The sequence below is a fragment of the Nocardioides sp. genome (assembly GCF_041393715.1).
Lineage (GTDB): Bacteria > Actinomycetota > Actinomycetes > Propionibacteriales > Nocardioidaceae > Nocardioides.
Window position 1 is genome coordinate 66856 of the sequence record NZ_JAWKJQ010000011.1, and the last position, 12379, is coordinate 79234.

Annotated in this window: 11 protein-coding genes; 6 read left to right on the forward strand and 5 right to left on the reverse strand. The window is 73.2% G+C overall.

What is annotated here, in order from left to right:
- Positions 1-126: 126 nt before the first annotated feature.
- On the forward strand, positions 127-1338 hold the full coding sequence (locus tag R2740_RS16160; protein WP_371303721.1) for an acetyl-CoA C-acyltransferase: 1212 nt from the start codon (positions 127-129) through the stop codon (positions 1336-1338).
- The gene (locus tag R2740_RS16165; RefSeq protein WP_371303722.1) at positions 1338-3428 is read left to right on the forward strand and encodes a 3-hydroxyacyl-CoA dehydrogenase NAD-binding domain-containing protein; all 2091 of its coding nucleotides are present in this window, start codon (positions 1338-1340) and stop codon (positions 3426-3428) included. The genes R2740_RS16160 and R2740_RS16165 overlap by 1 nt, the downstream gene beginning before the upstream one ends.
- Positions 3429-3516: 88 nt before the next feature.
- Here R2740_RS16165 and R2740_RS16170 read toward each other — a convergent pair whose 3' ends face one another.
- Positions 3517-3789 carry a hypothetical protein gene (locus tag R2740_RS16170; protein WP_371303723.1) on the reverse strand — a complete coding sequence of 91 codons (273 nt, stop codon included), beginning with the start codon at positions 3787-3789 and terminating at the stop codon, positions 3517-3519.
- Between the two features lie 74 nt (positions 3790-3863).
- Here R2740_RS16170 and R2740_RS16175 point away from each other — a divergent pair, with 74 nt between their 5' ends.
- Positions 3864-4766, forward strand: a complete 903-nt coding sequence (locus tag R2740_RS16175) for a LysR family transcriptional regulator (RefSeq protein ID WP_371303724.1) — start codon at positions 3864-3866, stop codon at positions 4764-4766.
- Position 4767: 1 nt separating this feature from the next.
- On the opposite strand, the gene dxs is transcribed toward R2740_RS16175, so the two are convergent.
- From dxs to R2740_RS16195, 4 genes are read right to left on the reverse strand one after another with little or no spacing between them, the layout of a single operon-like run.
- A complete protein-coding gene (dxs, locus tag R2740_RS16180) occupies positions 4768-6669 on the reverse strand; it encodes a 1-deoxy-D-xylulose-5-phosphate synthase (protein ID WP_371303772.1) in 1902 nt (633 codons plus the stop codon).
- 42 nt (positions 6670-6711) lie between these two features.
- On the reverse strand, positions 6712-7641 hold the full coding sequence (locus tag R2740_RS16185; protein WP_371303725.1) for an SMP-30/gluconolactonase/LRE family protein: 930 nt from the start codon (positions 7639-7641) through the stop codon (positions 6712-6714).
- A 53-nt stretch (positions 7642-7694) separates the two neighbouring features.
- Positions 7695-8126, reverse strand: coding sequence for a hypothetical protein (locus R2740_RS16190; protein WP_371303726.1), 432 nt, complete (start codon positions 8124-8126; stop codon positions 7695-7697).
- Positions 8127-8174: 48 nt separating this feature from the next.
- Entirely contained in the window at positions 8175-9233 is a 1059-nt protein-coding gene (locus R2740_RS16195) for a histone deacetylase family protein (RefSeq protein WP_371303727.1), read from the reverse strand.
- A gap of 82 nt (positions 9234-9315) precedes the next feature.
- Here R2740_RS16195 and R2740_RS16200 point away from each other — a divergent pair, with 82 nt between their 5' ends.
- The 3 genes from R2740_RS16200 to R2740_RS16210 are packed head-to-tail and all read left to right on the forward strand — an operon-like array spanning position 9316 to position 12329.
- Positions 9316-10392 (forward strand): P1 family peptidase, encoded by a 1077-nt coding sequence (locus R2740_RS16200; protein WP_371303728.1) that lies wholly within the window; start codon positions 9316-9318, stop codon positions 10390-10392.
- Positions 10389-11666: a CocE/NonD family hydrolase gene (locus tag R2740_RS16205; protein WP_371303729.1), complete on the forward strand. Its 1278-nt coding sequence runs from the start codon at positions 10389-10391 to the stop codon at positions 11664-11666. Before R2740_RS16200 ends, R2740_RS16205 begins: the two co-directional genes overlap by 4 nt.
- A gap of 9 nt (positions 11667-11675) precedes the next feature.
- The gene (locus R2740_RS16210) at positions 11676-12329 is read left to right on the forward strand and encodes a CocE/NonD family hydrolase C-terminal non-catalytic domain-containing protein (protein WP_371303730.1); all 654 of its coding nucleotides are present in this window, start codon (positions 11676-11678) and stop codon (positions 12327-12329) included.
- Positions 12330-12379 lie beyond the last annotated feature (50 nt).

Genomic DNA, 12379 nt, shown 5'->3' on the forward strand with positions numbered 1-12379 from the left:
CACGCGACGGGGGTGCCCGGCGTTGTTACCGAAGGGTAACCTGTGGGGACCCCCGCTCGACGTCGCCGCCACACCACGGCTGGTCCGTCCGCCTGCGGGCGGCACCCACCCCGTGAAGGAGAGACGGTGACCCGAGAGCTCCGAGAGGTCGTCTTCGTCGACGGCGTCCGCACGCCGTTCGGCAAGGCGAAGGGCCAGTACGCCGAGACCCGCGCCGACGACCTCGTCATCAAGTGCATCCGCGACCTGCTGCGCCGCAACCCCGGCCTGCCCCCCGAGCGGGTCGACGAGGTCGCCATCGCGGCCACCACCCAGATCGGCGACCAGGGCCTGACCATCGGCCGCACCGCCGCACTGCTGGCCGGGCTGCCGCAGAGCGTCCCCGGCTATGCCATCGACCGGATGTGCGCGGGCGCGATGACCGCGGTGACGACGACCGCGGCCGGCATCGCCTTCGGCGCCTACGACGTCGCGATCGCCGGCGGCGTGGAGCACATGGGCCGACACCCGATGGGTGAGGGCGTCGACCCCAACCCACGGATCCTCTCCGAGCGGCTGGTCGACCCCGACGCCCTGGTGATGGGCAAGACCGCGGAGAACCTCCACGACCGCTATCCCACGATCACCAAGGAGCGCGCCGACTCCTACGCCGTGCGCTCACAGGCCAAGACCGCCGCGGCCTACGCCGGCGACAAGATCCAGCCCGACCTGGTGCCGGTCGCGACCCGTTCCGCCGAGGAGGGCTGGGGCCTGGCCGTGGCCGACGAGCCGATGCGGCCCGAGACCACGATGGACTCCCTGGCCGCACTCAAGACGCCGTTCCGGTCCCACGGCAAGGTCACCGCGGGCAACGCCGCCGGCATCAACGACGGCGCCACCGCCTGCCTGCTGGCCGACGAGCAGACCGCCCGGGAGCTGGGGCTCCCGGTCAAGATGCGGCTGGTGGCCTATGCCTTCGCCGGCGTCGAGCCCGAGGTGATGGGCGCCGGCCCGATCCCCGCCACGGAGAAGGCGCTGGCCAAGGCCGGCCTGACCATCGACGACATCGAGGCGTTCGAGGTCAACGAGGCCTTCGCCGTCCAGGTGCTGGCGTTCCTCGAGCACTACGGCATCGCCGACGACGACGAGCGGGTCAACCCCTACGGCGGCGCGATCGCCATGGGCCACCCGCTCGCCTCCTCCGGGGTGCGGCTGATGAACCAGCTGGCCCGGCAGTTCGAGGAGCGGCCCGAGGTGCGCTACGGCCTGACCACGATGTGCATCGGCATCGGCATGGGCGGCACCGTGATCTGGGAGAACCCGCACTGGAGCGGCGACACGAGCGAGGGAGCAGCCTGATGAGCACGCCGATCGAGACGCTGCTGGAGCGGGCCGCCGCGATGGGGAGCGACGCCGAGGTGGTCACCGAGGCCCACCTGCGCAAGGTCAGCCTGCCCGGCGGGGCGGGCGTGATGGGCCTGATCACGCTCGACAACGGCCAGGACCACACTCGCCCCAACACCTTCGGGCCGCGCGGGCTGGTCGCCCTCAACGCGGCCATCGACGCCGCGCTCGGCGACGACGAGATCACCAGCCTGGGGGTGACCGGCAAGCCGTTCATCCTGGCCGCCGGGGCCGACCTCACCGCTTTCGCCGCCGGTGGCGTCGAGGGCGTCCGGACGATCGCCGAGCTCGGCCACGCGGTGTTCCGCAAGCTGGGCGAGGGCGGCAAGCCGTCGTTCGGCTTCGTCAACGGGCTCGCCCTGGGCGGCGGGCTGGAGATCGCCCTCCACTGCGACTACCGCACCGTGATGGACTCCGCCGCCGCGGTCGGGCTGCCCGAGGTGATGCTCGGCCTGATCCCCGGCTGGGGCGGCGCCTACCTGGTCCCCCAGCTGGTCGGCGCGGACCGGGCGGTGACCCTGATCCTGGAGAACCCGCTCAACCAGGGCCGCACCCTGAAGGGGCGGCAGGCCTTCGAGCTGGGGCTCGCCGACGCCTGCTTCTCAGGCGCCGACTACCTCGAGCAGTCGCTGCTGTGGGCGGCCCGGGTGCTCACCGGCGCCGAGACCGTCCAGCGGCCCGAGGTCGACCGGGGCGACGCGTGGGACGCGGCGGTCGCGCGTGGTCGGGGCATCGCCGACTCCAAGACCGGTGGCGCCTCCCCCGCGGCCTACCGCGCCGTGGAGCTGATCGAGGGCGCACGGACGGCGACCCGCGACGAGGGCTTCGCGGCGGAGGACCGGGGCCTGGCCGACATGGCCGCGACGCCGGAGCTGCTCGCCTCGCTCTACTCCTTCGACCTGGTCCAGAAGCGCGCCAAGCGTCCGGCCGGCGCGCCCGACCGGTCGCTGGCCCGTCCGGTCACCAAGGTCGGCATCGTCGGTGCCGGCCTGATGGCCAGCCAGCTGGCGCTGCTGTTCTGCCGCCGGCTCGAGGTCCCGGTCGTGCTGACCGACCTCGACCAGGAGCGCGTCGACAAGGGCGTGGGCTACGTCCACGACGAGGTCGACAAGCTGCTGCTCAAGGGCCGGGTGAGCCCTGACAAGGCCAACCGGCTCAAGGGGCTGGTCAGCGGCGCCGTGGAGAAGGCGGAGGTGTTCGCCGACGCCGACTTCGTCATCGAGGCGGTCTTCGAGGAGATGTCGGTCAAGAAGACCGTCTTCGCCGACGTCGAGAAGGTCGTCTCGCCCGAGTGCGTGCTCGCCACCAACACCTCGTCGCTGTCGATCACCGAGATGGCGGCCGACCTCGAGCACCCGGAGCGGGTCGTCGGCTTCCACTTCTTCAACCCGGTGGCCGTGATGCCGCTGCTGGAGATCGTGCACGGGGAGCGGACCGACGACGCGACGCTGGCCACCGCGTTCGCCACCGGCAAGGCGCTGAAGAAGACCACGATCCTGGTCAAGGACAGCCCGTCGTTCATCGTCAACCGGCTGCTGGGCCGGTTCATGGGCGAGGTCGGCCGGATCGTCGACGAGGGCACGCCGGTGCCCGTGGTCGACGGCTCGTTCGCGGGCGTGGCGCCGATGCCGCCGTTCTTCCTGCTGTCGCTGGTCGGACCCGCGATCGCGCTGCACAACAACGAGACGCTGGCCGCGGCGTTCCCCGACCGGTTCTATGTCTCACCGGCGCTGAAGCGGGCGGTCGAGGCCGGCAAGACGACCTACTACCTGCCCGACTTCAGCATCGACCCGGAGGTCGAGGCGCTCCAGGAGCAGCCTGCCGAGCCGGTGGTGCTGACGCCTGCGGAGGTGCGCGAGCGAGTGCTCTCGGCGCTGGCCGACGAGACCCGCAGGATGCTCGACGAGGGAGTCGTCGCGGCTCCGGAGGACCTCGACCTGGCGATGATCACCGGTGCCGGGTTCTCATTCTGGAACGGCGGTCTCACCATGCTGCTGGACCGCACCGGGCTGTCCGAGAAGGTCACCGGGCGCCGCTTCCACTAGCGCGCGGCGGGCCTCGGCGAGGCGCAGCCTGCGCCACACCACGACGGGACCCTCGGTCAGGCCCGGCAGGGCCGGCTCGTAGGTGAGGTCACGCGACATGGCGCAGGCCCCCCTGGCGACGGTGGTAGGCCATCCGGTTCTCGGCCAGGATCGCCTCGATCTCGGGGTGGGCCTCGCCGCTCGCGCTCACGGCGGCCATCAGGTCCTCGATGGCGCTGGGCGTGTCGTAGGCGGCCAGCTCGGCGCGGAGCCTCTGGTGCTCCGCCCGGGCGGCGCGACGGGTGCGCACCTGGTCGCGGACGGAGGTCCACAGGTGGCCGGCGCGTGACGTGCTCGGGTGAATGGCGGAGTTGGTGTTCATGGCTCCATCGTCCCCCGCCCCGGTCTATACGTCCAATAACCGGAGGCACGCCACTCTATTCATGCACTATTGTCATGAATATGGAGACCGAGGTGCTGCGCTGGTTCCAGCAGGTCGCCGACGGCGTGACCGTGACCGAGGTGGCCGACTTGGCGATGGTCAGCCAGCCAGCCGTGTCCCGGGCGCTGGCCCGCCTCGAGGACGAGGTGGGCACTCCCCTGCTGCAGCGTTCGGGGCGGGTGCTGCGGCTGACCCAGGCGGGCGCCGCGTTCAAGCCGCACGCGGACTCGGTGGTCAACGCGCTCGACGACGGCCTGGCTGCCGTCACCGAGGTGCTCGACCCGGACGCCGGCACGGTCACGGTGTCCTTCCAGCTCTCCCTGGGCACCTGGCTGGTGCCCCACCTGGTCCGCAGGTTCCTGCTCGAGCACCCGCGCACCCAGTTCCACATGCGTCGCGCCGAGGACGCGTGGGGCGGGTCGCTGGTCACCCGCGGCCTGGTGGACATGGAGCTCACCTCGCGGCGCCCCGACACCGCCCAGGGCACCTGGCACCCGCTGTTCACCGAGACGCTCTACCTCGCCGTCCCACCGGGGCATCGACTGGCGCAGCTCGAGGAGGTGTCCCTGGCCGAGGCCGCGGGCGAGCGGTTCGTGGCGATGCGGCCCCAGTGGCAGCTCCGCGAGATCGCCGACCGGCTCTGCAACGCCGCCGGGTTCAGCCCCCAGATGGTGTTCGAGAGCGACGACCTGACCACGGTCCGCGGGTTCGTGGCCGCCGGCCTGGGGGTGGCCATCGTGCCGGCCATGGACGCCAACCCCGACTCCCCGATGCCGGGCGAGCCGTGGCTGGTCCGGCTCACCGACGAGGGCGCCTTCCGGGACATCGGCCTGATCTGGTCACCGCAGCGTCGGCTGCTGCCGGCCGCCGAGCGGTTCCGGGCGTTCCTGCTGGCCCAGCACCTGACCTCGCACTGACTCAGCGGGGGTCGGCCGCCTCGACCGCAGGCTCGGCGTCGGGAGCGGCCATCAGCTCCACCACCTCGCGGGCGATGGTCTGCGGGGTCAGCCCGATCCGCTCCAGGATGGCGTCGCGCTTGGCATGGCCGAGGAACTCCTGCGGGATGCCGTAGACCCGCACCGGGGTGCGTACGCCGGCCTCGGCGAGCGTCTGCAGCAGCACCGCGCCGCAGCCGCCGACCACGCCGTTGTCCTCGATGCTGACCACCAGCCGGTGGTCGCGGGCCAGCTCGACGAGGGCGGGGTCGACGGGCTTGACCCAGCGCGGGTCGACGACGGTCACCCCGATCCCCTGGGCGACCAGCCGCTCGGCCACCCCGACGGCGGTAGTGGCCATCGAGCCGATGCCGACGACGAGCACGTCGCGGGTGCCGCTGCGGACCAGCACGTCGGCGCCACCGGCTCGGCCGACCGCCTCGAGGTCGGCCGGGGGGGCACCCTTGGGGAACCGCACCACGGTGGGCGCATCGGACACCTCGACCGCCTCTCCCAGCAGCTCGCGCAGCCGGGCCGGGTCGCGGGGAGCGGCCAGCCGGAGGCCGGGCACCACCTGGAGCACCGACATGTCCCACATGCCGTTGTGGGAGGCGCCGTCGTCACCGGTGACGCCGGCCCGGTCGAGGACGAAGGTGACACCGCAGCGGTGCAGCGCGACGTCCATCAGGACCTGGTCGAAGGCCCGGTTGAGGAAGGTCGCATAGACCGCAACCACCGGGTGCAGCCCGCCCATCGCCAGCCCGGCCGCCGACGTCGCGGCGTGCTGCTCGGCGATGCCGACGTCGAAGGTGCGCTCTGGGAAGCGCCGCTGGAAGCCGTCCAGGCCGACCGGGTGCATCATCGCGGCGGTGACCGCGACGACGTCGGGGCGCCGCTCGCCGATCGCCACGATCTCGTCGGCGAACACGTCGGTCCAGATCCGGCCCTTGGGCTTCTCCTCGCCCGACTCGCGGTCGAAGGGGCCGGGGGCGTGGAACTGGTCGGCGACGTGCCGCTCGGCGGCGGCGTAGCCGAACCCCTTGCGGGTCAGCGCGTGCACGATCACCGGTCCGTCGAACCGCTTGGCCTGGGCCAGCACCTGCTCGAGGGCGGCGCGGTCGTGGCCGTCGACCGGGCCGACGTACTTCAGGCCGAGGTCCTCGAACAGCCCCTGGGGAGCCAGGGCGTCCTTCATGCCCTTCTTGACCGCGTGGAGCACGTCGTAGGCCGCCGGGCCGACGCCCTTGACCGCGTTGAGCCGCTTCTTGACCACCTCGAGCACCTGCTCGTAGCGCGGGTTGGTGCGCAGCGAGGTCAGCGCGGTCGCGAGGCCACCGATGGTGGGGGTGTAGGAGCGGCCGTTGTCGTTGACCACGATGACCAGCCGGCTGTCCTGGGCGATCGCGATGTTGTTGAGCGCCTCCCAGGCCATCCCTCCGGTCAGGGCGCCGTCGCCGATGACCGCCACGACGTGGCGGCCCTCGCCGCGCAGGGCATAGGCCTTGGCCAGCCCGTCGGCGTAGGACAGCGCGGTGGAGGCATGGGAGTTCTCGACCAGGTCGTGGTCGGACTCCTGCTGGCTCGGGTAGCCGGAGAGCCCGCCCTCCTGGCGGAGCCCCTCGAACGCGGCGGCGCGCCCGGTGAGCAGCTTGTGGACGTAGGCCTGGTGGCCGGTGTCGAACACCACCCGGTCGTGCGGGCTGTCGAAGACCCGATGCACGGCCAGGGTCAGCTCCACCACACCGAGGTTGGGGCCCAGGTGGCCACCGGTGCGCGCGCAGGTCGCGACCAGCACGTCGCGGATCTCACTGGCCAGCGCGGCGAGCTCGTCGTCGTCGAGGTCGCGCAGGTCGCGCGGGGTCGAGATCGACTCCAGATGGCCCATGGTCCTCCGTCCGGATCGGGACAACCTGCTCAGCCTAGCCAGTCAGGTGTCGATCACCGCGACCGCCGCCTCGTGCAGCGAGCCGACCCAGACCCGGCCGTCGTGCTCCCGGACGCCGGTGACCATGTGGTAGTCGGGCGTGTCGACCTCGAGGTCGTGCACCAGGGTGCCGGCGTCGTCGTAGGCCTGCACCCGGACGGTCCGCTTCGGGGCCGGCTGCAGCCGCTCGGGGATCTTGGTGACCTGCTTGCGGATGATCAACGGCGCGGAGTGCAGCATCTCGACGACCGGGTCGGTGGGCGAGGCGATCGTCACCCAGACGAGCCCGTCGCTGCCGCGGGCGATGTTGTCGGGGTAGCCGGGCAGGTCCTCGGCCAGGAAGTCGATCTGGCCGCTGTGGTCGCCGGTCAGCCACAGCCGGCACAGCGTGCGGGCAGCCGTCTCCGCGACCACGACGTAGGACTCGTCGGCCGCCAGCGCGACACCGTTGGCGAAGGCCAGCCCCTCGAGCACCACGGAGAGCCCCCCGCCCTCCTTGAGGCGGAACAGGCGGCCGCTGCGGGTGTCCTGGACGAAGTCGTCCTTCCAGTGGTCGATGCCGTAGTGCAGCGAGGAGTCGGAGAAGAACACGTCGCCCGAGGAGTGCACCGCGGCGTTGTTGGTGAACCGCATCGGCCGGCCGAAGGCCTGCTCGACGACGGCCTCGCTCCGCCCGGTGGCCGGGTCGACGCGAAGCACGCCGCGCCGGGCGTCGCAGACCAGCAACCGGCCGTCGGGGAGCAGCTCGAGGCCCAGGGGCCGGCCGCCGGTGCTGGCCACCCGATGCACCGAGGAGCCGTCGTGCGCGACCCGCCAGATGCCGCCGTCCTCGGTGCCCGTGAAGGCGCAGCCCTCGTCGGGGCCGCTCGAGGCGACGACGACATCCTCGGCGCCGTTCGCGGGGACGGGGATCACGCTGATCGAGGCGGTCATGCCTCCATCGTGGCGCAGCCGTCGGCACCCGTCACCCCTCGCGCGCGGCGAGATCACAGCCGGGGCGCATAGCGACCGCCGCGCAGCGCCTCCTCGACCAGCCCCACCGCACGGCGTACGCCGACCAGTCGGGCCTCCTCGCGCTGGAACGTCTCGACGGCCGCCTCGACCTCGTCGGGCGTGGCCACCTCGCGCAGCTCGCCGCGCGCCTCGCTGAGGCCGCGCCGGACCGCGGCCTGGCCGGCCTCCACGTGGAGCACCGCGAAGCGCGCCAGCACGACCGGGTGGCGGCGCAGCCCGGGATAGAGGCGGTAGTCGGCCGGGCACTGGTCGAGCAACCAGCCCGTCGCGGTCCGCTCCCACCCGGGAGCGTCCGGCGGGCGCACCTCGCGCGGCCAGCCGGGTGGCGCGAAGGCCCGCTCCACCCGCGGCGTCGCCTTGAGCCGGCGCGGCGACTCCGGAGGGGGCGGGATGAAGGGCGTCACTCGCGCATGCTACCCCGGATTCGAACAGATGTTCTAGCGATCCCTTGCTCAGGCCTCGTGACCGGAGAGGAAGGCGTCGACGAGGCTGCCGAGCGTGTCGAGGTGGTAGCCACCCTCCTGGACGACCACCGTCGGTCGCAGGCTGGCCGCGATGATCCCACCGGCGGCGTGGAAGCCGTCGTGGGTGACCTGCAGCGGGCTCTCCGGGTCGTCGGCGGCCGCGTCGACCCCCAGGCTCACCACCAGGCCGGTGCATCCCGAGCCGTGCAGCCAGGTGGTCAGCTCGATGACGGCTGCGGTCCACGCGTCGTCGCCGGTGCCGGGCGCGAGCGGGATGTTGCGGTTCCAGCCCTCCCCCGCCCCGGCGCCGCGCTCGTCGGCGTACCCGAGCACGTGGGGGAACCAGCCCGCGCCCGGGTCGACATGGACCGACGCGTAGAGCACGTCGTCGCGACCCCAGAAGATCGCCTGTGTGCCGTTGCCGTGATGGGCATCGAGGTCGAGGATGCCCACCCGCTCGTGCCCGGCGGCACGCAGCCCCTCGGCCGCCACCGCCGCGTTGTTCAGGTAGCACGAGCCGCCGAAGCCGCTGCGGGTGGCATGGTGGCCTGGCGGCCGGCACAGCGCGTAGGCCGACCTGCCGGTGTCGGCCACGATCTCGACCGCGGTGAGCGCCACGTCCACCGCGGCGCGCGCCGCCTCCCAGGTGCCCTCGCCGACCAGCGTCATCGTGTCGTAGCAGTAGCCGCCGGCCAGCGCATGGGGGGCGGCCGGCCGGTGCAGCGGCATCCCCTGGGCCAGTGCGTGGGTCGGGAAGAAGTAGGGCACCACCCGGTCCTGGCCGACGACCTCGGCGTAGGGGCCCTGCATCCAGGTCTCGTGAGCGCGGCGGAGGTAGGCGAGGTAGTCGCGGTCGTGGACCCGCTCGAGGATCTCGTCGTCGTAGGGGTGGGCGGCGAGCGGCTCGCGCTCCCCCATCGCACCGAGGATCGCGTCGACCCGTCCGGGGACCTCGGTGCCGAGGGTGGGCACGCCGACCCAGACCTCGTGCTGCGGGTCGTGGCGCCGGGTCACCGGCGACCAGACCACGGGGGTGGAGAAGGCCATGGCCGACAGCATGGCAGGGCGGTGACGGGTGGGCCGCGACCGGCCTCCCCGACCGCGGGGACCGATGGTGCAGGATGTCGCCATGCCGCGTGCGCGAGACCTCGGCCTGACGATCGGGTCGCTCCCGACCGGGCCCACCAACTCCGTCCTCGACGTCGCCGGCGTGGGTCTCGGGCACGCCACCGTCCGGCGCGACGAGCCCGACCCGCCCGACGGTCGCGGGACCGCACGCACGGGCGTCACCTGCCTGGTGCTGGCCGAGGACGCGTTCCACCGCCCGCTGCCCGCCGGCGGCGCGGTGCTCAACGGTGCCGGCGAGTGCACGGGGTTCCTCACCGCCGCGGAGTGGGGCTCGGCCGAGACGCCGGTCTATCTCACCTCGACGCTCCAGCTGGGACGCGTCTACGACGCCGCCTGCCGGATCGAGCTCGAGCGCACCCCCGAGATCGCCGACGACTTCATCATCCCGGTGGTCGCCGAGTGCGACGACTCGTTCCTCAACGACGCCCGCCGGATGCAGGTGGAGTACGACGACGCGGTGGCGGCCTTCGAGGCGGCGATGCGCTCCCGCGGCTCCGCGACGCCGCCCGACGAGGGGGCCGTCGGCTCCGGCACCGGCATGTCCTGCTTCGACTTCAAGGGCGGCATCGGCACGGCCTCGCGGGTCACCGCGGAGGGCTGGACCGTGGGGGTGCTGCTGATGACGAACTTCGGGGTGCGCGCCGAGGCCGTGGTGGCCGGCGTACCCGTGGGGCGGCTGCTGCCGCCGGCGACCTCGGGCCCGAACGCCCCGGCCGGGTCGTGCATCGGGATCGTGGTGACCGACGCGCCCGTCGACGGTGCGTCCTGTGCCCGGCTGGCGCGCCGGGTCGGCCTGGGGCTGGCCCGGACCGGCTCGGTCGCCCACCACGGCAGCGGCGAGATCTTCATGGCCTTCGGGACCGGCGTGCGGCTGGACCGCGACGGCCGGCCCGACGGGGCGGCGCTGGCCTCCGGCCGCGCGCTCGACCCCCTGTTCACCGCCGTGGTGGAGGCGAGCGAGGAGGCGGTGCTCAACTCGATGTTCGCCGCCCCGACGGTCGTCGGTCGCGGCGGTCACACCAGCGAGTCGATCCACACCGCCGAGGTGCTGGCACTGCTCGAGCAGGTGCGGTCATGAGCAGCACGGGCGGCACCGAGCGCGAGGTCCGGCTGCCGATGGCCGACGGCGTCGAGCTGGCCCTGACCCTCTACCTCCCCGACCCGGCGCTGGGTCCGCAGCCGTGCCTGCTCGAGGCGCTGCCCTACCGCAAGGACGACCTGACCTCGTCCTACACCGACTCCTACCTCACCCTGCGCGACGACCACGACTTCGCGGTCTGCCGGGTCGACCTGCGCGGCACCGGGTCCTCGGCCGGCGACGCCACCGACGAGTACCCCCTCGTCGAGCGCACCGACCTCGCCACGGTGATCGCCTGGCTCGCCGACCAGGAGTGGTGCAACGGCAGGGTCGGCATGTGGGGCACCTCCTACTCCGGGTTCAACTCCCTGCAGCTGGCCGTGGAGCGGCCGCCCGCCCTGGCCGCGATCTGCGCGATCTACGCCACCGACGACCGGTGGACCGACGACGTCCACTGGCGCGGCGGGGCGCTGCGCCTGGTCGACCTCGTGGACTACTGCCACTACATGACGGCGATGAACGTGCTGCCTCCGGTGCCCGCGGTGTGGGGCGACGGCTGGGACGACGAGTGGGCACGGCGGCTGGAGACCCACGAGCCGTGGGTGCTCACCTGGCTGCGCGAGCACCGGCACGGCGACTACTGGAACCACGGCTCGGTGCGGCTCGACGGCACCCACGCGGGCTACGACCGGATCGGCTGCCCGGTGATGATCGTCGCCGGCTGGGCCGACGGCTATCGCAACAACTCCTTCCGCACCGTCGCGCGCCTCGCCGAGGCCGGCCGCCCTCATCGGCTGCTGGCCGGCCCCTGGGCGCACGCCGACGCCACCACCGCGATGCCCGGTCCCCGCATCCATCTCGACACCGAGCTGGCCGCCTGGTTCGACCGGTGGCTGCGACCGGAGCGCGCCGACCCCGCCGAGCCGGCGTACGCCGACCACAGCGACGTGTTCGTGCGCGCCTCCACCCGGCCGGCGCCCGACCTCGACCTGCACGAGGGGCGCTGGCTGCGGTTGCCGTCGGTGCTGCCGACGTCCACCCGGACCCTCCCGCTCGACGGACCACGGGGCCTGGTCGTGGTCCCCGACGTCGGGACCGCGGCCTGGATCGACTGCGCCGGCCACCTGCCGTGGGGACAGTCGGGCGACCAGCGCCTCGACGACGCCCGCTCCCTGACCTGGGACCAGCCCCCGCCCGCCGACCCGGTCGTCGGGCACCCGGTCGCCCGGCTGCGGGTCTCGGCCGACCGGCCGCTCGCGTCGCTCTCGGTCTAGCTCTGCGACGTGTTCGCCGACGGCACCTCCGCGCTGGTCTCCCGCGGGACCCTCGACCTGGCCTACCGCGACGGGGTGCACGGCGCGCCGTCCCCGCTGGTGCCGGGCGAGGTCTACGACGTGGTGGTCGAGCTCGACGCCTGCGCCTACACCTGGTCCCCCGGCCAGACCCTGCGGGTCTCCGTGGCCGGCACCGACTGGCCCAACACGGTGGCGCCGCCCGCACCCGTCACGCTGACCGTCCACGACGGCGTGCTCGACCTGCCGGTGCTCGAGGGCGACTGGCCGACCCCCGCGTTCACGCCCGGGGCCGAGCGGTCCTCGGAGTCCGCGGAGGGCGTCGGCTGGGAGCTCCGCGACGACGTGCTGCGGCGGACCACCTCCGCCGTCACCCGCCAGGTCAGCGACTACGCCACCCCGCACGACGGGCACGCCCGCGAGACCTACCTCGGGGAGGTGTCCGTGCACCGCGAGACGTTCGCCCAGCACGCCCACGCCGACACCACCTTCGACCTCACCTGGCCCGGAGTCGCCGTCCAGGTCCGGTCGACGATGGACGTCGAGGTGGGCGCCGAGGGCTACGACGTGACGATCGAGACCGTCGCCACCCGTGACGGCGAGCAGGTCAGCCGCCGGAGCTGGACGGAGCGGATCCCGCGCTGACCACGTCGACGCCGGGCCTCCTGGCGGTGGTCGGTGGGCAGCCCGCGGCT